This window comes from Lentibacillus sp. Marseille-P4043 (genome assembly GCF_900258515.1).
Lineage (GTDB): Bacteria > Bacillota > Bacilli > Bacillales > Amphibacillaceae > Lentibacillus_C.
The window spans coordinates 461,601-483,826 of sequence record NZ_LT984884.1; the positions used below are offsets into that span (position 1 = coordinate 461,601).

General features: G+C 39.3%; 22 protein-coding genes. 9 read left to right on the top strand and 13 right to left on the bottom strand.

From position 1 onward, the window contains the following. Positions 1–18: 18 nt before the first annotated feature. The 3 genes from mnmH to C8270_RS02505 all read left to right on the top strand — a co-directional run bounded on the left by mnmH (position 19) and on the right by C8270_RS02505 (position 1,941). Positions 19–1,071, top strand: a complete 1,053-nt coding sequence (mnmH, locus tag C8270_RS02495; protein WP_106495129.1) for a tRNA 2-selenouridine(34) synthase MnmH — start codon at positions 19–21, stop codon at positions 1,069–1,071. A gap of 75 nt (positions 1,072–1,146) precedes the next feature. Then, on the top strand, positions 1,147–1,539 hold the full coding sequence (locus C8270_RS02500; RefSeq protein WP_106495130.1) for a hypothetical protein: 393 nt from the start codon (positions 1,147–1,149) through the stop codon (positions 1,537–1,539). A 66-nt stretch (positions 1,540–1,605) separates the two neighbouring features. Next, entirely contained in the window at positions 1,606–1,941 is a 336-nt protein-coding gene (locus C8270_RS02505; RefSeq protein ID WP_106495133.1) for a hypothetical protein, read from the top strand. 684 nt (positions 1,942–2,625) lie between these two features. Here C8270_RS02505 and ilvA read toward each other — a convergent pair. From ilvA to C8270_RS02550, 9 genes are all read right to left on the bottom strand, one after another. Further along, the gene (gene ilvA / locus C8270_RS02510) at positions 2,626–3,573 is read right to left on the bottom strand and encodes a threonine ammonia-lyase (protein WP_106495135.1); all 948 of its coding nucleotides are present in this window, start codon (positions 3,571–3,573) and stop codon (positions 2,626–2,628) included. Positions 3,574–3,625: 52 nt separating this feature from the next. Then, positions 3,626–4,216 carry a 3-isopropylmalate dehydratase small subunit gene (gene leuD / locus C8270_RS02515; protein WP_106495138.1) on the bottom strand — a complete coding sequence of 197 codons (591 nt, stop codon included), beginning with the start codon at positions 4,214–4,216 and terminating at the stop codon, positions 3,626–3,628. Positions 4,217–4,227: 11 nt separating this feature from the next. Further along, positions 4,228–5,634 (bottom strand): 3-isopropylmalate dehydratase large subunit, encoded by a 1,407-nt coding sequence (gene leuC, locus C8270_RS02520; RefSeq protein WP_106495140.1) that lies wholly within the window; start codon positions 5,632–5,634, stop codon positions 4,228–4,230. 18 nt (positions 5,635–5,652) lie between these two features. Continuing rightward, on the bottom strand, positions 5,653–6,759 hold the full coding sequence (gene leuB, locus C8270_RS02525; protein WP_106495143.1) for a 3-isopropylmalate dehydrogenase: 1,107 nt from the start codon (positions 6,757–6,759) through the stop codon (positions 5,653–5,655). Positions 6,760–6,860: 101 nt separating this feature from the next. Next, a complete protein-coding gene (locus C8270_RS02530) occupies positions 6,861–8,405 on the bottom strand; it encodes a 2-isopropylmalate synthase (protein WP_106495144.1) in 1,545 nt (514 codons plus the stop codon). Further along, a complete protein-coding gene (gene ilvC, locus C8270_RS02535; RefSeq protein ID WP_106495147.1) occupies positions 8,392–9,426 on the bottom strand; it encodes a ketol-acid reductoisomerase in 1,035 nt (344 codons plus the stop codon). Before ilvC ends, C8270_RS02530 begins: the two co-directional genes overlap by 14 nt. 47 nt (positions 9,427–9,473) lie before the next feature. Further along, entirely contained in the window at positions 9,474–9,989 is a 516-nt protein-coding gene (ilvN, locus tag C8270_RS02540; protein ID WP_106495150.1) for an acetolactate synthase small subunit, read from the bottom strand. Next, the gene (ilvB, locus tag C8270_RS02545; RefSeq protein WP_106495151.1) at positions 9,986–11,710 is read right to left on the bottom strand and encodes an acetolactate synthase large subunit; all 1,725 of its coding nucleotides are present in this window, start codon (positions 11,708–11,710) and stop codon (positions 9,986–9,988) included. Before ilvB ends, ilvN begins: the two co-directional genes overlap by 4 nt. A gap of 595 nt (positions 11,711–12,305) precedes the next feature. Further along, on the bottom strand, positions 12,306–13,250 hold the full coding sequence (locus tag C8270_RS02550) for an MBL fold metallo-hydrolase (RefSeq protein WP_106495154.1): 945 nt from the start codon (positions 13,248–13,250) through the stop codon (positions 12,306–12,308). A gap of 163 nt (positions 13,251–13,413) precedes the next feature. Here C8270_RS02550 and C8270_RS02555 point away from each other — a divergent pair, with 163 nt between their 5' ends. The 3 genes from C8270_RS02555 to C8270_RS02565 all read left to right on the top strand — a co-directional run bounded on the left by C8270_RS02555 (position 13,414) and on the right by C8270_RS02565 (position 16,756). Beyond that, the gene (locus tag C8270_RS02555; RefSeq protein ID WP_106495155.1) at positions 13,414–13,869 is read left to right on the top strand and encodes a hypothetical protein; all 456 of its coding nucleotides are present in this window, start codon (positions 13,414–13,416) and stop codon (positions 13,867–13,869) included. 163 nt (positions 13,870–14,032) lie between these two features. Then, positions 14,033–14,602 (top strand): spore coat protein, encoded by a 570-nt coding sequence (locus tag C8270_RS02560; protein ID WP_106498437.1) that lies wholly within the window; start codon positions 14,033–14,035, stop codon positions 14,600–14,602. A 165-nt stretch (positions 14,603–14,767) separates the two neighbouring features. Continuing rightward, a complete protein-coding gene (locus C8270_RS02565) occupies positions 14,768–16,756 on the top strand; it encodes an LTA synthase family protein (RefSeq protein ID WP_106495157.1) in 1,989 nt (662 codons plus the stop codon). A gap of 76 nt (positions 16,757–16,832) precedes the next feature. Here the strand turns inward: C8270_RS02565 and C8270_RS19675 are convergent, their stop codons facing one another. Further along, positions 16,833–17,009 (bottom strand): hypothetical protein, encoded by a 177-nt coding sequence (locus C8270_RS19675; RefSeq protein WP_158701574.1) that lies wholly within the window; start codon positions 17,007–17,009, stop codon positions 16,833–16,835. A 20-nt stretch (positions 17,010–17,029) separates the two neighbouring features. Then, positions 17,030–18,982 (bottom strand): aconitate hydratase, encoded by a 1,953-nt coding sequence (locus tag C8270_RS02570; protein WP_106495158.1) that lies wholly within the window; start codon positions 18,980–18,982, stop codon positions 17,030–17,032. A 157-nt stretch (positions 18,983–19,139) separates the two neighbouring features. Here C8270_RS02570 and C8270_RS02575 point away from each other — a divergent pair, with 157 nt between their 5' ends. Beyond that, positions 19,140–19,937: a TIGR00266 family protein gene (locus tag C8270_RS02575; protein WP_106495161.1), complete on the top strand. Its 798-nt coding sequence runs from the start codon at positions 19,140–19,142 to the stop codon at positions 19,935–19,937. A gap of 93 nt (positions 19,938–20,030) precedes the next feature. Here the strand turns inward: C8270_RS02575 and C8270_RS02580 are convergent, their stop codons facing one another. Beyond that, positions 20,031–20,900 (bottom strand): YitT family protein, encoded by an 870-nt coding sequence (locus C8270_RS02580; protein WP_106495163.1) that lies wholly within the window; start codon positions 20,898–20,900, stop codon positions 20,031–20,033. Between the two features lie 193 nt (positions 20,901–21,093). On the opposite strand from C8270_RS02580, the gene C8270_RS02585 reads away from it, so the two are divergent. After that, on the top strand, positions 21,094–21,264 hold the full coding sequence (locus C8270_RS02585) for a YfhD family protein (protein ID WP_106495165.1): 171 nt from the start codon (positions 21,094–21,096) through the stop codon (positions 21,262–21,264). Between the two features lie 351 nt (positions 21,265–21,615). On the opposite strand, the gene C8270_RS02590 is transcribed toward C8270_RS02585, so the two are convergent. Beyond that, on the bottom strand, positions 21,616–21,819 hold the full coding sequence (locus tag C8270_RS02590; protein ID WP_158701575.1) for a hypothetical protein: 204 nt from the start codon (positions 21,817–21,819) through the stop codon (positions 21,616–21,618). 70 nt (positions 21,820–21,889) lie between these two features. On the opposite strand from C8270_RS02590, the gene C8270_RS02595 reads away from it, so the two are divergent. Then, positions 21,890–22,135 (top strand): DNA alkylation repair protein, encoded by a 246-nt coding sequence (locus C8270_RS02595; RefSeq protein ID WP_106495169.1) that lies wholly within the window; start codon positions 21,890–21,892, stop codon positions 22,133–22,135. Positions 22,136–22,226 lie beyond the last annotated feature (91 nt).

Genomic DNA, 22,226 nt, shown 5'->3' on the forward strand with positions numbered 1-22,226 from the left:
AAGGAAGTGACGTATTCGATGTTTCAAGATATAGCACTACAGGACCTATTTGCTTTGCAAAACAAGGAAAGTCATGCATTAATTGATGTCCGTTCACCAAAAGAATATCATGATGCAACGATACCAGGCAGCATTAATATTCCTATTTTCACCAATGACGAACGAGCAGAAGTAGGAACGATTTATAAGCAGGTGGGGCCAGAAGCTGCAAAAGAACGAGGACTTGAAATTTTTTCTGCAAAGCTACCCGATTTCATTGCTGAATTTCGAAAAATCGAGGCACCCAAAACCGTTTTCTGCTGGCGTGGTGGAATGCGAAGTAAAACGGCAGCAACCGTACTTGATTTAATGGGAGTCAAAGCGACCCGGTTAACTGGTGGCTTTCGAACTTATCGTCAATGGGTAGTTAATGAGTTAGATAAGCAAAATTTCAAACCCGACTTGTATGTGTTGAATGGCTACACAGGGACAGGTAAAACCGCAATCCTCAAACAGCTATCCGAAAATGGTTATCCTGTTCTTGACTTAGAGGGAATGGCCAGTCATCGCGGATCCATTTTTGGGCAAATTGGACTTGAACCAAGTAATCAAAAGAAATTCGAGTCACAGTTAGTCCAAAAAATGCTAGACTACCAAGATGCATCATTTGTATTTTTGGAGGGTGAAAGCAAACGAATTGGCAAAGTAACACTTCCAGATTTCCTTTATGAAAAAAAGGAAAAAGGAATGCAACTTTTTATTGACCTCCCAGTCGAGGAACGGATCAAGAATATACTAGATGATTATCAGCCATGGAATTCTCCCGAGGCGTTCTTGGAGGCATTTCAGATTATAAAAAAGCGGATTCATACCCCGATTGCTAAGGAAATTGACGAGGATTTGCAAAACGGTGATTATTCACAAGCAGTTAAATTATTGCTTGAATATTATTATGACCCACGATATGAGTATGCTGCACAACAATATCCAGATAACAAAAAGGTGCATATCCACGCAAAGAATGTTGAGGACGCTTTGCAAAAGATTGAAGAAATTATGGGACAGTTATATCCTCAGCACGTGCAAATGTAATCTTTCGTTCATCTTCCGTTCATATTCATAATCTATTCTAATAGATATGGAATTATAGTAAAGGAGAGATTATTTTTGTCTAAATATAGTAAAGTCCTACTGCGATTTTCAGCTTTGTTTGCTGTAATAGGTGCCTTTTTAGGTTCACATATGGCAGGATCAGGAAGCTACCAATTTAAAACAGTACATGCCCACATTCTTGTTGTTGGGTGGTTAACCCTATTTGCATGGGCTGTATATTATAAAGTTTTTACACCTGCGAAAACGGTTATAGCCACACTACATGTTTGGTCAGCAATTATTGGAGCAGCTGGATTAACCATTGGAATGTGGCTGTATTACCTGAAGCCATTCAATTTAAACGAAACTGTTGATACGGTCTTCTTTATCGTTGGCGGTTCTATATTGCTGTTAAGTTTCATTTTCTTCTTTATCCTCACTTTTATGAAAACAGAAGAAAAGCAGTAAAAGTTCGATTAATGTGTTTCATGACTTCTTACAAGGGAATATCATACTCATAAGGAGCGGATATAAATGGATAACAATAAACAAACATGGCCAGAAAAGTATGATATAAATAAGCTCGTTTCCATTCAAAAGGATATTGACAAAATAGTCAAAGGTGAAAAAACTTCTGTACGCCGGAATGACCGGTATGCAGATCCCGGTGATACGGTAACATTAGATGGTCATCCATTTATTGTGGAAAATATTTACCCGCAAAAGCTTGGCAATGTAACCGAAGAAAATGCGAGACAGGAAGGCTACGAAAGTTTGGATGAGTACAAACATGGACTTACATCCATTCATCACGGTGCAGTCTGGGATCCTGATTTGGAAGTTTGGGTACATGAACTAAGACGTGCATAAGATAGTTTCCATTACAACAGAATGAATAATCACCCATTTAATGTAAGCTTCAATCGGTGAAAAATTATGTACGAAAAATATTAAAATGCCTGTCAGCCCGAAATACGGTGACAGGCATTTTAATATTTTTCGTAATGTTTGTTGCCCTTTTAATTTCATAGTTGATATAAACGTAACAGCAACGTGATTTCCGCTGCAGGCAGTCGCTTTCCGCGGGCACGGCTTCAGCCTCCTCGGAAGAAAACCACTTCCTGCGGGGTCTTCAGACACGTGCTGTTCCCGCAGGAGTCGACTGCCCTCCGCTCCAATCACCCATCTTATTCGTATTTATATCCCTTTACTAATAGATGGTAGTCGAAAAAATAAAACAGTGAAGGAAATACACGGAGACTCCAGCGGGAGGAAAGGCCTAGGTGAGACCCCGCAGAGCGACGAGCGAAAATTCCACCGAATAAGCTTCGAGTTGCGAGGAGCGATACTTCACCGAAATTACTTGCAACTCAGGCGAGCACCCAGCTCGAGGAGGCTCAGCAGCCGCCCGCGGAAAGCGAAGTGTATTTCCGGAACGGCGGGAGAGCAACTTCCTAGTTATGTCGCAGTTTATATCTATTGTGTAAGAAACAACAAATGTCTTCGATGGAGCGAGTGGCACAGTCCCAATCCTTTAGAAAAAGGCATTTCGCTTTATGCTGGAAAACGCATCTTTTCTGCCAATTGTTGAATCGTTGGCAATGTATTAATATCCATATTTCCGCCACTAACTATGATGCCGCAATGTTTAGACTTCATTTGACTTCGATATTTAAACAGAGCAGCTAAAGAAACAGCCCCAGCTCCCTCAATCAATGTTTTATTACGTTCTAACATATAAACGATCGCTGAAGCAATTTCGTTATCTGTTACGGTAACAATATCATCTACATATTCCTGTATAAGTGGTAAAGTATTCTTTCCAGGTTGTTTAACTGCAATGCCTTCTGCGATTGTCGATACATCGTTCGAATTCTTTCTTTTGTTAGTGTGATAGCTCTCGTACATGGCAGGTGCCCCACTTGCTTGGACCCCGATTATTTTGATATTACGATTTACATGTTTAGCAGCAACGGCTATTCCGCTTATTAGACCACCGCCACCAATCGGGACAACGATCGTATCCATTCGATCCTCTTGTCTGAGCATTTCCATCGCCATTGTACCTTGACCTGCCATAACATCATAATCATCAAATGGATGTATATAAACAGATCCACTTTGCATCTGTCTTTTCATGGAGGCTTCATATGCTTCTTGAAATGTCTCACCTGTAAGTACAACGTCAGCACCATAATTGCGTGTTGCATTCACCTTGGCAAGTGGAGTTTTTTCCGGCATAAATATTGTCGCATCGGCACCTAATTTAGCTGCGGCATGAGCAACACCTTGTGCATGATTCCCTGCCGAAGCAGTAATAACTCCTTTATTCAATTGGTCTTGTGACAGTTGCATTAACTTAAAGCTTGCACCCCTAAATTTAAACGCGCCTGTTTTTTGCTGGTTTTCCATCTTAAAATAAACCTGTTTGCCAACTAACTTATTAGTTGTTGCTGATGTCAGTAATGGTGTGCGGTGAACGATGGGAGTTAAACGTTCCATCGCAGTATGAACTTTTTCACCTGTTAAGCAATCCCCAATTATCTCACTCTCCTTAATATGATTCTACTATTTTTTCGAATGCATTAATCTCATCCTCATGCTGCAATGTCAATGCTATTTCATCCCAGCCATTTAGCAATTTTTCCTTATGATACGCCGGAATATCGAAATGCACCTCATTTTGATCAACATCTATTATTTTTTGATTCTTCAAATCTACCTGTAATACTAACTTGAATACCTCCGCTTGGCGCATCCATTGGTTTAACTGTCCTTGCTCCATTTGTATCGGTATTATCCCGTTTTTCAAGGCATTATTATAAAAGATATCCGCAAAGCTAGGAGCGATAACAACTTGAAATCCATAATCCAATAATGCCCATGGTGCGTGTTCTCTGGAAGATCCGCAGCCAAAGTTCTCTCCTGCTATTAATATGGATGCACCATCATATTTAGACTTGTTTAACTCAAAATCTTCCCGCTTATTTCCTTCATCATCAAACCGCCAATGATAAAACAAAAATTGCCCAAATCCAGTTCTCTCAATCCGTTTTAAAAATTGCTTTGGTATGATTTGGTCTGTATCAACATTCGTACGGTTCAACGGATAAACCAGCCCTTTATGCTCTTGTATAGCTTCCATTCTTCCCCCTCCTAATGAAGCACTCCAGCAAATTGGCGGACATCCACAAAACGGCCTTCTATCGCAGCAGCTGCCGCCATTTCTGGACTAACTAAATGTGTCCGCGCACCATTCCCTTGCCTTCCTTCAAAATTACGATTGGATGTCGATGCACATCTTCCCCCAGGTGGAACAATATCATCGTTCATCGCTAGGCACATACTACAACCAGCCTCTCGCCATTCAAAACCAGCCTGTTTAAAAATAGCGTCCAGCCCCTGTTTCTCTGCTTGCAATTTAACGCTGAAGGAACCAGGTACAACGATCGCTCTCACGTTTTCTTTAACTTGCTTCCCTTCAATGATTGCTGCAGCCTTTTGTAGATCACTTAGCCTTGAATTTGTACAAGACCCAATAAAAACATGATCAATCTCAATTGAAGTTATCGGCTGATTTTCCTTTAGTCCCATATATTCCAATGCCCGCTCAACATCTTCCTGATAATCAACTTGACTTAAGTCAGGTGTTGTTCCATTAACTGGGACACACATACCAGGGTTAGTTCCCCACGATACTTGTGGTTCAATCTCTTCTGCCTTAATAGTTACGGTTTTATCGAAGACCGCCCCTTCATCTGTTGCTAGATTTCGCCACTCATCCGCTAATTTGTCGTACGTATCCCCTTGAGGTACGTGAGCTCTTCCTTTTAGAAAATCAATTGTTTTTTGATCAGGACTAATTAAGCCCGCTCTCGCACCAGCCTCAATTGACATATTACATACAGTCATGCGTTCTTCCATGGAAAGATTCCGAATCGCCGTACCCGTATACTCCATGACATAACCAGTTCCAAAACGCACCCCAAACTTAGCAATAATGGCCAAAATTAGATCCTTCGCCGTCACTCCCGGTCCTAGCTCACCTTCCACATGCACATTTAATGTCTTTGGGCGTTCTTGCCATAATGTTTGGGTTGCTAGCACATGTTCCACTTCACTTGTACCGATACCAAAAGCCAATGCGCCGAATGCTCCATGTGTGGATGTATGACTATCCCCACAGACAATTGTCTTTCCTGGCTGGGTTAGCCCTAGTTCCGGACCAATCACATGAACAATGCCTTGATCCGGATGGTACATATCTGCTAGAGTAATGCCATTCTCCACACAGTTTTTTTTCAATGTTTCCATTTGCTTTTTTGAAATTTGATCATTTACCACGTCCCGATTTCTAGTTGGCACATTGTGATCCATTGTGGCATAAGTTAAATCTGGGCGTCGTACTTTTCTATTGTTCAAGCGTAACCCCTCAAAAGCTTGAGGAGAGGTTACTTCATGAACCAAATGCAAATCAATATAAAGTAAATCTGGCTTTTCTTCTTCTTTGTGCACGACATGTTTATTCCAAATCTTTTGTATGATTGTTTCAGGCTTTCCCATTTTATACACCTCCATCAATTAGACATACATACTACAAATGCTATTTGAAACACTTTTTGTCGTTAGATTCTCCACCACAGTTTCTGTCATTTCTTTTGTGCCCACTAGCTTTCCATCTTTCATTTGCAAGTCAGCAGTATGGTAACCTTGATCAAGACAAGCATTAACAGCTTCCTCAATTTCAGCAGCTTCCTCATCCATTTGGAAAGAATGTCTAAGCATTAATGCTGCGGATAGAATCATACCTAATGGATTGGCAATACCTTTACCAGCAATATCTGGTGCTGATCCGTGAACTGGTTCATAAAGTCCAACGCCATCTGTTCGTACACTTGCAGATGGCAGCATCCCCAATGATCCTGTTAAAACGGATGCCTCATCACTTAAAATATCGCCAAATAAATTTTCCGTAACGATCGTATCAAATTGATCAGGTTGTGTGATAAGTTTCATTGCCGCTGCATCAACAAGGAGATGTTCAACGGTCACATCCGGATAATTCTTACTCTTCTCATTAACAATTTCACGCCACATCCGACTTGACTCCAATACATTTGCTTTATCTACCGAGGTTAAATGTTTGTTTCTTAATCTAGCACTTTGAAACGCCTTATCAATAATCCGTTCCATTTCACTTCGTTGATAATGCAGTGTGTCGACAACCACATTCCCATCTTCACGTCTTTCACTTGGTTTGCCAAAATATAGCCCACCTGTCAATTCACGAATGATTAAAATGTCGCTCCCTTTTACCACATCCTCTTTTAATGGGGAAGCATGCAACAAAGGAGCAAAACCTTTAATCGGGCGCAGATTAGCAAATAACCCCAGTGACTTCCGTATACCAAGTAAACCTTTTTCAGGTCTTACATGGGCTGGAAGGGAGTCCCATTTCGCCCCTCCAACAGCACCTAATAAAACGGCATCTGCATGATGACATGCTTTAATGGTATCTTCCGGCAAAGGTGTTCCATATTGATCAATAGCATCTCCACCAATAGCATGCTGATGAAATGTAAACCGATGACCAAATTCACTAGCAACTGTGTTTAACACTAGTTTTGCTGACTCCACAATTTCTTTCCCAACACCATCACCAGGAAGTAGAATAATTTGTTTATTCATACGCTCCCCTCCTCAATTTTTTAGGCTCATCAGCCGCCCCCGGAAAGCGAAATGTATACGGGCTGCGGGTTAGATGGCAATAATCCACGCGAACAAAGCATTTATTTTACAGCTTGCTTTTCTTTCGTTGCTTTTTGTTGAATAATATAGCGATTTACGGCATTCAAGAAAGCATTCGCCGAGGCCTCGATCACATCTTGTGCTGAACCTCTTCCATTCATTGGTTCTCCATTAATTACGAGCTGAACGTGTGATTCGGCTAGTGCATCTTTTCCGCGACCAACAGAATTAAGTTGATAGTCTACAAGTTGCAAATTCTCTTTAATAAGGGCATCCAATGTTTTATACAGAGCCTCCACACTTCCTTGACCAGTACAGGCAGTTTGTACGGATTCTCCATCTGGATTCTGTAAAACTACGGTGGCCGTTGGAATGTTAGCAGTACCATATTGGACCTGGAACATTTCCAATTGATATTTATCTACTTTTGAAGTATCGGTTTGGATTTCCATCAAAATTGTAAATAAATCATCATCCGTCACTTCTTTTTTTCGGTCTGTCAAAAGTTTAAATAAATTAAATGCTTCTTTAAGCTTTTCATCGGAGAGTTCGTATCCAAGCTCTTCTACCTTGTCTTTAAATGCATGACGTCCTGAATGTTTCCCCAAGAATAAAGTATTCGAGTTAACACCAACCATTTCTGGTGTGATGATTTCATAAGTGGCTGCATTTTTTAAAACACCGTCTTGATGGATGCCTGATTCATGGGCAAACGCATTGCGGCCGATTACTGCCTTGTTCGCTTGCACATACATACCTGTTAATTTTGTGACAAGGTCACTCGTGCGTTTAATTTCATTTAATTTTAAATCCGTTGTATATGGATAATGGTCAGAACGGATTTTCAATGCTACTGCAATTTCCTCTAAAGCAGCATTGCCAGCCCGTTCACCAATTCCATTAATCGTTCCTTCTATCTGTGTGGCACCATTTTCCACTGCTGCGATTGAATTCGCTACAGCCATTCCCAGATCATTATGACAATGGCAGGAAAGCTGGGCACGATCAATATTTGGTACTGTTTCTTTGATATAACGAAACATATTTCCGTACTCCAGTGGTGTAGCATACCCCACCGTATCAGGTAAATTGATTACGGTTGCCCCAGCATCAATCACACGCTCAATAATTTGTGCCAAAAAGTCCAAATCGGAACGGGAAGCATCTTCTGCTGACCATTCCACTTGAGAAAATTTCCGTTTGGCATACGTTACCATATCAACAGCCGTATCAATTACTTGTTGTGGCGATTTCTTTAATTTATATGTCATGTGAATAGGTGAAGTTGCTAGAAATATATGCAAGCAAGGATCCTCAGCCCCTTTTAGCGCTTCCCAACAAGCATCAACATCGGATTTTACCGCTCTTGCAAGGCCTGTAACGGATGTCTCCTTTATTGTTTCCGCTATCGTTTTTACTGCATTAAAGTCCCCTTTAGAGGAAGCAGGGAACCCTGCCTCCATCCGATCAACTCCGAAGCGCTCTAATTGTTTAGCTATTTCCAATTTCTCAAGTTGGTTAAGATTTACACCCGGTGATTGCTCGCCATCCCTCAATGTCGTATCAAAAATCTTAATTTGTGACATATGTTTTCACATCCTTTTGCTTATTTTGCAATGGCTGTTTTACAAAAGGCATTAACTCACGTAACTCCCTTCCTACCTTTTCGATTGGCAGTTGATTTTCTTTTGCATTAGTGGCATTAAATTTAGGACGATTCGCTTGGTTTTCTAAAATCCAGCCTTTAGCGAATTCCCCTGATTGCACATCAGCAAGAACTTCTTTCATTCGTTGTTTCGTTTCTTCATTTACGACACGCGGTCCAGAAACAAAATCGCCCCATTGTGCTGTATCTGAGATAGAATAACGCATATTTTCAAGTCCGCCCTCATAGATCAAATCAACAATCAACTTCATTTCATGTAAACATTCAAAATAAGCAACTTCTGGTTGATAGCCTGCTTCTGTTAATGTCTCAAATCCTGCTTTAATTAGGTTAGTAAGGCCACCACATAAAACAGCTTGCTCCCCAAATAGGTCTGTTTCCGTTTCTTCTTGGAAGCTTGTTGCAAGCACACCTGCTCTTGCAGCACCGATACCTTGTGCATATGCTAATGCAAGTTCTTTTGCATGACCGGTCACATCTTGTTCTACACCATATAAAGCTGGGACACCCGCACCCTCTTCATATGTTCTCCGCACCAAATGACCTGGTCCTTTTGGTGCTACAAGGAATACATCCACATCTTCAGGTGCAACAATTTGACTAAAATGAACATTAAATCCATGGGCAAAAGCAATCGCATTTCCAGCCTCTAAATTTGGTTTAATACTTTCGTTATACACAGCTGTTTGTAGCTCATCAGGAAGCAATATCATGACAACATCTGCTTGCTTAACCGCGTTCGCGACCGTCTCAACAGTAAAACCATCTTCCTCAGCCTTTACCTGCGACTTACCAGGTCTTAGTCCAACCACAACATCATAGCCACTATCACGAAGATTTAATGCATGTGCATGCCCCTGTGATCCATAACCTACTACTGCAATTTTCTTTCCTTGTAATACCTCTTTTTGAATGTCCTGTTCATAAAGTACTTTTGACATATTTAAGCATCCTCTCTATTTTAAATTAATTTAAATTGTTCAGATAACTAAATAGATAAATAATTAATTTCCGTCACATTTTGTTGTTGTCCCCTGAGGAAAGCAGTCATTCCTGTCTTTGTTAATTCCTTAATTCCATAAGGTCTTAATAAGGTAATTAGGGCCTCGACCTTATCTGGTTTACCGGTTACCTGTACTGTTAAACTATCCTTACTAACATCAATAATCGATGCACGGAAGGGGGATATTACACCTTGGATTTCAGCCCGCACTTGACCACTACCTACCACTTTGATTAGGGCTAGTTCTCTGGCCACCATAGCCTTATCGGTAATATCTGACACTTTGATCACATCTATTTGTTTATTAAGCTGCTTTGTTAGTTGCTCTAATTTTTGATGATCACTTACATCAACAACTAACGTCATTTTAGATATACCTTCTGTTTCCGAACTTCCTACAGATATGCTTTCAATATTAAATTGGCGCTTTGACAACATTCCTGTAACGCGATTAAGGACACCACTTCGATTCTGGACGGTAGCTGTTATAATGCGCTTCATTTTGTCACCCCAATCATTTCATGAATCCCTTTCCCAGGGGCAATCATTGGATAAACACACGCTTCCTTTACCACACGACAATCAACGACGACAGGTCCTTCATAGGTAAATATATCGTTTAGCATGTCGTTCACGTCCTCTTCACAATCAACCTTTATCCCACGAATACCATAACTTTCAGCGAGCTTTACAAAGTCTGGATTCGTTGCGAGTACCGATTCAGAATATCGCTTATCATAAAAGCTCTCCTGCCATTGTCTGACCATTCCTAATGCCTGATTATTTACAATGATAACTTTGACTGGTAAATTCCTTTCTTTTATAATGGAAAGCTCTTGTAATGTCATTTGAAATCCGCCATCGCCAACAATTGAAATAACTAACTCTTCGGGTGCACCTAATTGAGCTCCAATCGCTGCTGGAAAACCAAATCCCATCGTTCCAAGTCCACCTGATGTAACCCATCTATTTGGTTTATTAAACCTATAATATTGTGCCGCCCACATTTGATGCTGCCCAACGTCTGTTGTAACAACTGCATCACCGCCGGACTTTTCGTATATCTGTTCAATTAGCCATTGCGGTGACATTAAGTCTGCCGATCGCTCATACCAAAACGGATAACGCTGTTTACTGTTTTGTAATTGATCTAACCATTCCTTATGATCTGGCATTGAAATTGAACTGTTTGCTAAAGCTATTAACCCCTGTCTCGCATCTGCAACGACCGGAATCTCAGTGTGTACGTTCTTACCTATTTCAGCTGGATCAATATCTATATGTGCCACCTTTGCCTGTGGGGCGAAGTGTTCTAGCTTCCCAGTTAATCGGTCATCGAATCTTGCTCCAATATTTAGTAGCAGATCACACTCATATATCGCCATATTAGCAGCGTAACGTCCATGCATTCCCGCCATCCCAAGAAACAATGGATCGGATCCAGGGAAACTTCCCAAGCCGAGTAACGTATTTGTTACGGGTAATTGATAGCTCTCAACAAATTCCTTTAATTCAGTCGAAGCCTTTGCAAATAAAACACCTGCACCTGCTAGCACCAATGGCTTCTTTGCCTTTGACAATGCATCTGCCAGTTTTACAATTTGTAATGGATTCGGCTTTGTTGTTGGCTGATATCCAGGTAAATAAACATTACCTTCAAATTTATTCGATGACTCTGCTGTGGATATATTCTTAGGAATATCTACTACAACAGGTCCAGGTCTTCCAGTAGTTGCAATATGAAATGCTTCGTTAACGACCTTTGGCAATTCGGATAACTGCTTTACCTGGTAATTGTATTTGGAAATAGGTGTTGTAATCCCCATGACATCGGACTCCTGAAATGCATCTGTTCCAATCACACTATTGGCCACCTGACCTGTGAACACAACCAATGGCAATGAATCCATCATGGCATCAGCAATTCCAGTTACCAGATTTGTTGCTCCCGGCCCGGACGTCGCAAACACTACTCCAGGTTTTCCGGTCACACGAGCATATCCTTCTGCCGCATGAATGGAACCTTGCTCATGCCTAGAAAGTATGTGTTTAAAAGGTGCCTTACTACGATACAAAGCATCATAAATCGGTAATACAGCCCCTCCTGGATAACCAAATAATGTGTCTACTTCCAACCCTTCTAATGTTTCCATCAGTAGATCGGCGCCAGTTATTGTCTTCTTTTCACTATCCACTTCTTCACGCTTTACCTCCGTTTTCACTTACACCATACCTCCTTAGCATCTTATAAATTAAAAAGACTCTTCTCACACCCAAAATCTGCATATGTTCAGAATTTTTTGGGGTGAAAAGAGCCTTCCTTTTCACGGTACCACCCAGGTTTGCAGCATCCTTACGAATACTACCTTACGAGGCTGTAATCAGCCTACTTTGATAACAGGTGCACTAGGGGCACCCGGCTAAGCCTAATTAGAATTTGTCAAAACTCTGTTCAGCTAAGCACTCAGGGAAGATGTCGGAATAAGATGTATTTCTAGGCTTTCAGCAACCCTAGATCTCTGTGAATACGGATACTTATACCTTTATTCCCGTCATCGCGTTCAAAATATTGTTGTATCGCTTTAATAATGATATTGCGAATTATCATATAACTTTTTATCAAAAGAGTCAACATGTATTTTTCACTTTTTTGATACTTTTGACAAATCAGAAATAATTGGATGCGCTTACATCGTTTTCATGGTAATGGGAACGACAAATTAGTAAAAACTAAAAAATATTTTTTGCAATAAAAAAGCAATGAATTGTATAGGATTAGAATTCATTGCTTTTCGTTTTATGATAAATAACCTTCTACTATCTTTTCTTGTGAAAATAATCCATTATACCCAGCGCACTGACATGCATATCAACATCTATTATCTTGTAAACGTCATGGTCATCATCTACGTGTAACGTTTGCAAATGTTTCTTTACACGTTGTAGCATTCTTTCGGCAAGTTCTTGATGTCCTTTTCCTTGGTTGAAGATCTCCTCACCTTCATATTCAAAAATAGCAAGCCATTCTGAAGCTTGCCTTAACGCATAATCCACCTTTTCCGTCATACCAAAGTGACCATAATAAATCCGATCAACGCCCATGTTATGTATTCGCTCTATCGCGTTACGCATTGCAACGGGGTTAAATTGATTTGGCGATGTAGATGGTAAAAATAAATCAACGCCATCACGGATCAATTGTTCATACCTGATTCCAACTGTGTCACCGGTAAAAATTCCATTACTGACGGGGTCATAAATACTAAAATGGTGTTTGGCATGACCAGGAGTATCAAAAAACGTTAATGTACATTCCGGGCCAATTTTTAGTGTTTCTGCTTCCCCCTTCACCAACAATCTTTCCTCTGGTACAGGTACAATCGGTTTAAAAAACTTCTCAAAATTATCTCCATAAACTTCCCGAGCACCAGCAATTAATCGTTTTGGATCAGCAAGATGTCGCGCCCCTTTCGGATGAACAACTATACTTGCATTTGGACATTCTTTGATCATTAAACCAGCACCACCAGCATGATCCAAATGAATATGTGTCACAATTATATATTTGATCTGATCTAACGAAAGGCCAAGCATGTCCAATCCCTTTTTAATATGCTTAATCGATGGACTTGGCCCTGTTTCCACTAATGTCAGCATATCATCATCAATAACATATGTACCTGTACGGTTCGAAACACCTAGGTCAAAACCATCAATCAAGAAAATGCGTTCGTCAATTTGGATAGGCTTTTGATCGTTCATAAAATCGCTCCCTCAAAATCATCTGTTTTTTGACAATTATACAACAATTTATTCCGATGGTTAAACTATTCGCTATTATTACACCTTGGTCTAAAAATGTGTATAAAATTTTCCATGCTTAACATACTAAGGAAAATATCCCAATATACATAGGAGGATCAAAATGAAAAAGTTTTTTTATTGTGTATTTGCTTCTTTATTTATCATTACAACCGGATGTGCTTCAAACGGTGACGAGCAGTCAGAAAGAAATCAGGAACAAATAAATAAAAATAATACTGAGGACTATATCCAGACAAGTGCAAGTATTGTTTCTGAAATAAACAGCAGCATCGACAACGTTTTAGCCACTTTAGAAGAAATGAAAAACCAAACTGAACAATCACCAGATAGCACAACAGATATTCAAGCGATTGGAAAAAAGCTGGAAGAAAATTGGGATCAAATTGAAAAACAGGTAGAGGAAAAATACCCGGAATTCTATGAAGACATTGAAAGAAGCCTCTATCCACTCATTGCAGAAGCCAAAAAAGATAGGCCTAATGTAGTCATGGTCAAGCAATTAACAGACGAGACAACACAAAAGGTAAAGGCATTTAAAGAAGTTATTAGTTCTTAAAAGAATTTGATCAATTATTGTTGAAGTTGCAGGTGCTCCTTATCTCTTGCTTATGAATAATTTCTGCTGAAAAGTAAAAAATAACGCTGATCAAATTTTAGGAGGTTTTTTCGTGCTAAATCAAAACCAAAATCAACAACAAAACCTGCAAAGTTCACCACAAATGCCATCACAACAGGATTACGGTGGACATGATATGTTTGATGCACATGAGGCGTTATCGACTTTAACAGGCGGACTTGAACAATATTTGTTATATGAACAACACATTCAAGATCAAGAGTTAATGGCAATGGCACAACGACATCGTGCATTTTGTACACAGCTATATAATACAATTGTGGAAACATTTAAAACTGGTCAAGATCCAACAGTAAAAACACAGTCCTACGAAATGCAACAAAACAATAATGTTGTATATGGAATGCAGCCATCAGCACCAAAGACACCAAGTCAGTCTGTCAATGAGTTGAATGATGAATGCTTATCTGGTTTTATGCTGGGATCATTGAAATCAACTGCGTCCGCATTTACCATGACAGCATTGGAAATGACCAACCCTGTACTAAGACGTATTTTTGCTGATAGCGTTCCAAATATGATTGAAATGGCCTATGAAGTATTTTTATATCAAAATAAAAATCAATATTATCAAGTACCACAACTTCAACAACAAGATATGCAGACATTCCAAAATAGCTTTGCTCCTGTTCAAGGACAAATGCCGCATTAATGTTTTTCAAACTACCTGTCAATTACTATTGGCAGGTAGTCTTTTTCACCGCTATTATAACATTTTGGTAACTTTTGTATAGTACTTGCATTTATCCTCAAATTGGTTTAAAATACCGGGAATGAGGTCATAAATATTTAATAAAAAATTTGAGGTGAAAAAACAATGAAGAATATACCTTCATCCAAAATGGGGTTCTTTTTTGTTGCGGTAATTTTACTATGGATAAAATCTTATGTTATATATGAGTTTGAATTTAATTTAGATATACAAAATGGTTTACAACAATTTCTACTATTCATTAATCCATTGAGTTCCGCATTAATTTTCCTAGGTATCGCTCTATTTGCTAAAGGGAAAAGAGCGGGAATATGGACAATCATTATCGACTTTCTTATGAGCTTTCTACTTTATGCAAATGTTGTATATTATCGCTTTAATAACGATTATATAACACTACCAACACTGACACAAACAGACAATTTCGGAAGCTTAGGTGGTAGTATTGCTAGTTTAGCAGAGTGGTATGATGTATTTTACTTTTTAGATGTTATTATCCTAATTGCATTGTTCGCTTGGAACAGACATAGCTGGTCTATAAATCGCATGCCTGTTAGAAAGCCATTAATCGTTATGGCAGTTGGTGTAATCGTCTTTACAGTAAACTTAGGCTTAGCAGAGATTGACCGGCCACAATTGTTAAAAAGAACATTTGACCGAAACTATATTGTAAAATACTTGGGTTCATACAATTTTGCATTATATGATGCTGCACAAAGCATCCATTCATCAACTCAACGAGTATTTGCAGACAGTAGCGATATTACAGAAGTGGAGAATTATACAAAGAATAAGTATGCTGAACCAAATCAAGAACTTTTCGGTGTCGCTAAAGGAAAGAACATTATTAAAATTCATTTGGAATCATTTCAATCGTTTTTGATCGATTACAAATTACATGGTGAGGAAGTAACACCATTTCTAAATTCATTGGTTCATGACCAAAGTAAAAACTTTACGTACTTTGACAATTTCTTTCACCAAACAGAACAAGGAAAAACAGCTGATGCAGAGTTTATTTTAGATAATTCAATTTATGGATTACCACAGGGAGCTGCCTTCGTAACGAAAAGTAACAATACGTATCAAGCACTTCCAGCAATTCTAAAACAACAACAAGATTACACATCAGCAGTATTCCATGGTGACAATAAATCGTTCTGGAATCGTGATGAAATTTACAAACAATTTGGTATCGATAAGTTCTTTGATTCCAGTTATTATGACATGGCTGAAGACAAGGTAATTAATTATGGTTTGAAGGATAAGCCATTCTTTAAAGAATCCATGCCAATGCTTGAATCGTTGGAACAACCATTTTATTCACATTTGATAACACTAACGAACCATCATCCTTATTTAATTGATTCAGACGAAACTTCCATAGAACCTGCAGAAACTGGAGATCCTTCTGTTGATAGGTATTTCCAAACAGCTCGTTATTTGGATGAATCATTAGAACAGTTTTTTAATGATCTAAAAGAATCGGGGTTATACAAAGACTCTGTTATTATGATTTACGGAGACCATTATGGTATTTCTGAGAATCACAACAAAGCAATGAAACAAATTACGGGTGAAGAAATTACACCATTCAAGAGTGCTCAACTTCAACGCGTACCATTTATGATTAAAGTTCCTGGTGTTGAGGGGCAAGGTATCAATCATGAATATTCAGGAGAAATTGATGTCATGCCAACATTACTTCACCTGGTAGGAATTGATGCTCAAGATTACATCCAATTTGGTACGGACTTATTTTCAAAAGATCACAAAGACTTTGTAACGTTCCGTAATGGTGACTTTATTACACCAGAGTATAGTAAATTATCTGGAACTTATTACGCTAATGACACTGGTGAAAAGATGGAAGAAACAGAAGAAATGAAAGAACAAAATGAACAAGTACAACATGAATTAAAGCTTTCAGATAAGCTACTATTTGGTGATCTACTAAGATTCTATACACCAAATGATGAGTGGGAACCAGTTGATTCTTCTGAGTATATGTATGGTAAAAATGCAACACAACCTGAAGATGACACGGAAACGGATCAACATCAGACAGATGAATCCGAACTGAATGAAAGATAAATAACCAAAAAGAAGTAATCATTGGAGAGTTCTCCGATTGATTACTTCTTTTTTTACCTATTTTTATCCTATTGTCCTAGTCCAGCAATCGGTTATTTTCATCGGTCGACATTAGTCTAGCACCCTTTGATGCATCATCTTGACTAAGGATTCCATCTCCCCCACAAACACTACAATTATATTGCCATCCTTCATCATCTGCTAACATTCCTGTTCCTTCACAAGCCCTGCATGTATTTTTGCGATCCACCATGTTTGTTATTCCCTCCTTTTCTAGGTTAACTGCTGACGATCCTTAGCCCAATTAATAATTCCGCCTTTTAACATTATCTCAACTTGACGTTCAGACAATGTATGCTTGACTTTAATTTGTTGATCCTTTCCTTTTACATCAACTTTAAATTCATTGCCTTGAGCTATTTTGCTTTTCAGTCCTGAAAGTTCCAGAACATCTCCTTGGCTTAATTTGTCGTAGTCTTCCTCATTTACGAAGGTAAGAGGTAATACACCAAAGTTAACAAGGTTTTGCCAGTGGATACGTGCAAAATCCTTCACTAATGCAACACGTAATCCAAGATACCTTGGTGCCAGTGCTGCATGTTCACGACTCGAACCTTGCCCATAGTTAAATCCGCCAATGACTGCATGCCCACCTTTGTCAACTGTCTCTTTTCCACGCTTATAATATGTCTCATCAATAATCTCGAATGTAAATTTACTTATTTCCGGTAAATTACTTCGAAACGGTAAAACACGAGCCCCACCAGCAAGGATTTCATCAGTCGAAATATTGTCACCCATTTTTAACAGAATTGGCAGTTCTAAATTATCCGGGAGTTCATCCATTTTTGGTATGGAAGCAATGTTAGGACCTTTGTGCAATTCAACTTTTTTCGCATCTTCAAATGGTATTGGTTCATCTAATAAATTCACATCGACGGTTGGCTTACTCGGATCCTTTACTTTCGGATACTTAAAGTCCAGCGTTCTTGGGTCCGTGATTTCCCCTTTTAGCGCAGAAGCTGCAGCGGTTTCTGGGCTGCATAAAAATACACTATCCTCTTTTGTACCCGATCGTCCCGGAAAGTTCCTTGGCGTTGTCCGTAAACTGTTTCTCCCTGTTGCCGGAGCTTGCCCCATTCCAATACATCCGTTACAACCTGCTTGATGCAAGCGTGCGCCTGATTGAAGCAAACTTGCAATGTGACTTTCTTTAACCAAGTCGGTCAACATTTGTCGGGAAGTTGGATTTATATCAAATGACATTCCGTCAGCTATGTGCCTGTCATTGACTATCTCAGCTGCAACCGCAAAGTCACGGAAGCCAGGATTTGCTGATGAGCCTATATAGGATTGATAGATAGGAGTACCAGCAAGTTCAGCAACAGTTACTACATTTCCTGGACTTGAAGGTTTTGCAATTAGTGGTTCAACCTCAGCAAGATTAATTTCTTCATGAATATCATATGTTGCATCCTTATCGGCAACAAGTTCGATCCAGTCATCTTCCCTGTCCTGTTCTTTTAAAAATCGTTTTATTTCTTTGTCAGACGGAAAAACAGTTCCAGTCGCACCTAATTCTGCACCCATATTTGCAATAACATGTCGGTCCATTGCACTTAGTTTCTCAACGCCTGGACCATAATATTCAATTACCCGGCCAACCCCGCCTTTTACATCATGACGGCGAAGCATTTCCAAGATAACATCTTTTGCACTTACCCAATCAGGTAATTCGCCTGTCAACTTTACTCCCCAAACTTCAGGCATTTTCACGTAAAACGGTTCACCAGCAATCGCTAATGCAACATCAATTCCACCTGCTCCCATTGCTAGCATTCCCATACAGCCATTCGCACAAGTATGACTATCTGAACCCAGTAATGTCTTACCTGGTTTAGCTAGTCGCTGCATGTGGACCGGATGACTTACACCATTACCCGGCCGACTATAATGGATGCCAAAGCGCCTTGTTGCACTTTGTAGAAACAAATGATCATCCGGGTTTTTACTATCGACTTGAATAAGATTGTGATCAACATATTGTGCGGATGCTTCTGTCCTTGCACGATCTAATTCCATCGCTTCCAATTCAAGCATAACCAATGTCCCTGTTGCATCTTGCGTTAATGTCTGATCAATTTTAAGACCAATTTCCGCACCAGGTGTCATCTCCCCTGCAACAAGGTGATCCTTAATTAGCTTTTGCGTTATGTTGAGTGGCATGTAACTACCTCCTAAGTAAAATAACAATGAATTATGTTCTTAACTACTAGTATATGAAGTTTTTTAAAAAATTATTTGAAGGAAATATAATAAAAGTTGAATCCGAAATAATTTTGAACCGTATCATCTATTATCACGAAAAAAGGGGATGGAAAAAATGAATAATCATGAGATTGATTTCAAACTACATGGTGACGATATGCAATTTGTTGAGGTCGAACTTGATCCACAGGAAACAGTCATAGCAGAGGCAGGAAGCTTAATGATGATGGATAGCCAAATCAAGATGGAAACAATTTTTGGCGATGGATCTAAAAATCAGGGAAGTGGGTTAATGGGAAAACTAATTGGTGCCGGAAAACGGGTCATTAGTGGAGAAAGTTTATTCATGACCACTTTTACGAATGAAGGTGTTGGTAAAAAGCATGTTTCTTTCGCTTCCCCTTATCCCGGAAAAATTATTCCTATGGATTTAAGTGAACTAAATGGAAAATTAATTTGTCAAAAGGACGCTTTTTTAGCGGCGGCAAAAGGGGTATCCGTTGGAGTCGAATTTCAACGAAAAGTAGGTACAGGGTTCTTTGGTGGAGAAGGTTTTATCATGCAAAAACTCGAAGGAGATGGAATGGCCTTTGTACATGCTGGAGGTACCATTCATAAGAAAGTACTTGAACCTGGCGATGTATTAAAGGTTGACACAGGCTGTCTTGTTGCTATGACTGGTAATGTAGACTATGATATCGAATTTATTGGCGGTATTAAAACAGCATTATTTGGGGGAGAAGGACTTTTCTTCGCTACATTGCGTGGGCCGGGAGAAGTATGGATCCAATCCCTTCCATTCAGCCGACTTGCAAGCCGTGTATTTGCAGCAATGCCGGAAAGAGGTGGCTCTAAAGGGGAAGGGAGTATTGCTGGAGGATTATACGGCCTATTTGGGGGAGACCGAAAATAAAATAGGAAAAGCAAAAGCTGACGTTTAGCGATATAAAGCCTACATTCTTATACTTTTTGGAGGACGATGTTATGCCCATCGTTCCCCCTTCTTTTATAATTTTTGTCCATAATATTTATCTAGTGAGAAACCTCGACCAAGAATTTCAGAAGCATTAATAAACACTACAAATGAAGTCGGTGCTTCCTGTTGTAAAATGCGTTTTAAATATACTGCCTCTGTCTGTTCCGCTACACATAATATCATTGATTTGCTTTTATTCGAATATCCTCCTACTGATCGGACTTTAGTTAATCCACGGTCAATTCCGTCACGAATAATCGACTGAATCTTTTCTTCTTCCTCTGTAATAATTAAAATTAGCTTTGTCGATGAGGTTTGTAATTGCACCATATCAATTACTTTACTCGTTATATAAATACACATTAAGGCGAATAACGTAAGTTCCAAATTAAATACAATAATAGAGGAGATAACAACTATCCCATCCACAATTAATTGGGAGTAACCACTCGATAAGCCGGTAAATTTCTTGACAATCTGAGCAATCGCTGCTGTTCCTCCAGTTGAACCATTCCCTTTGTAGACAATCCCAAGGCCAATTCCAAGTATAATTCCGCCATATATCGTACCTAGCAATGGGTTTGTAATCGTGTAAGGAAAATCCGCACTAAGAAATATAATGAATGGCACCCAAAAAGTACCTACTAATGTTTTACCACTAAAATCCTTTCCTAATGTTAGCCATCCAATTACAAAAATAGGGATATTTATCAGGAATTGCGTATATGCTGGACTTAAATCATACATTTCATAAAGAATGGTACTTACACCTGAGATACCTCCTGCGGCAAGCTTCGACGGTAATAGAAATATGTTATAGGATAGCGCAACAAGTGTGGCACCAATAATTACTTTCGCATAGTCGTATATCATTTGTTTTTTGTTTTGCTGTTTTTTCATTTTATTTTAAATCCTCTCTCCAACAAAAAAATAGCTCTCCGTCGGCATTGCCCCGAAAAGCGCTCACATGGATAATTGTAAATTTGTTTCATGAACCTGTCAATTTCTTGTAAACTTAAATCGTTTGTATGAATCGGTAAAATGTACACAAGCTACAAATGTAAATTCTATATTTCATAAGGTGGTGTAAGTTGTGGGAAGAGATGAGCATAAATCAAGAAAAAATAATTACCTGGCACAAACACCAAAGAAACAATTGTCCGATGGAATTGATGTAGAATTTGCTGAGGAATTTGCAGATGAAGATGATAAACAGGCCCAAGCCAGAAGCAGGGCAGCGAATAATCGTGTAAAAAGAAGCTAGTTATTCTGTGGTCAAGTATGGTTTACATCCATACTTGACCACTTTTTTAGGGACGATGTTTTCTTCCTAGCGCTGATGTTCCTGGTCTCCGGACGATGTTTCCTCTCTAGCGCCGATGTTTCCTGCTTTCCGGACGATGTTTTCTTTCTAGCGCCGATGTTCCTGCTTTCCGGACGATGTTTTCTTTCTAGCGCCGATGTTTCCTGCTTTCCGGATGATGTTTTCTTCCTAGCGCCGATGTTCCCTGCTTTCCGGACGATGTTTTCTTCCTAGCTCCGATGTTTCCTGCTTTCCGGACGATGTTTTCTTCCTAGCGCCGATGTTCCCTGCTTTCCGGACGATGTTTTTTTTCTAGCGCCGATGTTTCCTGTTTTCCGGACGATGTTTTCTTTCTAGCGCCGATGTTCCCTGCTTTCCGGATGATGTTTCCTCTCTAACGCCGATGTTCCTGCTTTCCGGACGATGTTTTCTTGCTGGAGCCGATGTTCCTGCTTTCCGGACGATGTTTTCTCTCTGGCGTCGATGTTTCCTGGTCTCCCCACCCCTATGTTTCATAACACACATTACAATTATTTCCTTGTATTCTTTTTTTAATATGGAACAAACTTAATATGGAGGTGTTTGTATGGGACAAGCCTATCGATGTCCGAATTGCAAAACGAATCGTTCACGTTTTAATATTATTGAACAAGTAGCCAAACCAGTTAAATTGGACGCTCAAACTGGTGAGGTAATAAATGATTACACGGAGGACAATTTAGAAGTATTCCATGTTGCTTATAATGGACCTAACTACAGAATTCAATGTGGTACATGCGGGTTGGTTGAAGATGAAAGAACCTTCATCAAATACGCCCAATACAATCAATAATTTTCAAATCCTTTAACTGCAATCCATTCTACTTTTTTGATACACTTGTATAGGAAGATTAAAACATTGAAACACTATCTATTGATTTATT

Bases quoted from the DNA above. Each gene is read 5' to 3' on its own strand.
- leuB (WP_106495143.1), bottom strand. From the start codon at position 6,759: ATGAATAAACAAATTATTCTACTTCCTGGTGATGGTGTTGGGAAAGAA.
- C8270_RS02550 (WP_106495154.1), bottom strand. From the start codon at position 13,250: ATGAACGATCAAAAGCCTATCCAAATTGACGAACGCATTTTCTTGATT.
- C8270_RS02555 (WP_106495155.1), top strand. From the start codon at position 13,414: ATGAAAAAGTTTTTTTATTGTGTATTTGCTTCTTTATTTATCATTACA.
- ilvA (WP_106495135.1), bottom strand. From the start codon at position 3,573: ATGGAACGTTTAACTCCCATCGTTCACCGCACACCATTACTGACATCA.
- leuC (WP_106495140.1), bottom strand. From the start codon at position 5,634: ATGGGAAAGCCTGAAACAATCATACAAAAGATTTGGAATAAACATGTC.
- C8270_RS02530 (WP_106495144.1), bottom strand. From the start codon at position 8,405: ATGTCACAAATTAAGATTTTTGATACGACATTGAGGGATGGCGAGCAA.
- C8270_RS02570 (WP_106495158.1), bottom strand. From the start codon at position 18,982: ATGCCACTCAACATAACGCAAAAGCTAATTAAGGATCACCTTGTTGCA.
- ilvN (WP_106495150.1), bottom strand. From the start codon at position 9,989: ATGAAGCGCATTATAACAGCTACCGTCCAGAATCGAAGTGGTGTCCTT.
- C8270_RS02575 (WP_106495161.1), top strand. From the start codon at position 19,140: ATGAATAATCATGAGATTGATTTCAAACTACATGGTGACGATATGCAA.
- leuD (WP_106495138.1), bottom strand. From the start codon at position 4,216: ATGGAAGCTATACAAGAGCATAAAGGGCTGGTTTATCCGTTGAACCGT.
- mnmH (WP_106495129.1), top strand. From the start codon at position 19: ATGTTTCAAGATATAGCACTACAGGACCTATTTGCTTTGCAAAACAAG.
- C8270_RS19675 (WP_158701574.1), bottom strand. From the start codon at position 17,009: ATGGTGGATCGCAAAAATACATGCAGGGCTTGTGAAGGAACAGGAATG.
- C8270_RS02565 (WP_106495157.1), top strand. From the start codon at position 14,768: ATGAAGAATATACCTTCATCCAAAATGGGGTTCTTTTTTGTTGCGGTA.
- ilvC (WP_106495147.1), bottom strand. From the start codon at position 9,426: ATGTCAAAAGTACTTTATGAACAGGACATTCAAAAAGAGGTATTACAA.
- C8270_RS02505 (WP_106495133.1), top strand. From the start codon at position 1,606: ATGGATAACAATAAACAAACATGGCCAGAAAAGTATGATATAAATAAG.
- C8270_RS02580 (WP_106495163.1), bottom strand. From the start codon at position 20,900: ATGAAAAAACAGCAAAACAAAAAACAAATGATATACGACTATGCGAAA.
- C8270_RS02590 (WP_158701575.1), bottom strand. From the start codon at position 21,819: ATGAAACATAGGGGTGGGGAGACCAGGAAACATCGACGCCAGAGAGAA.
- C8270_RS02595 (WP_106495169.1), top strand. From the start codon at position 21,890: ATGGGACAAGCCTATCGATGTCCGAATTGCAAAACGAATCGTTCACGT.
- C8270_RS02560 (WP_106498437.1), top strand. From the start codon at position 14,033: ATGCCATCACAACAGGATTACGGTGGACATGATATGTTTGATGCACAT.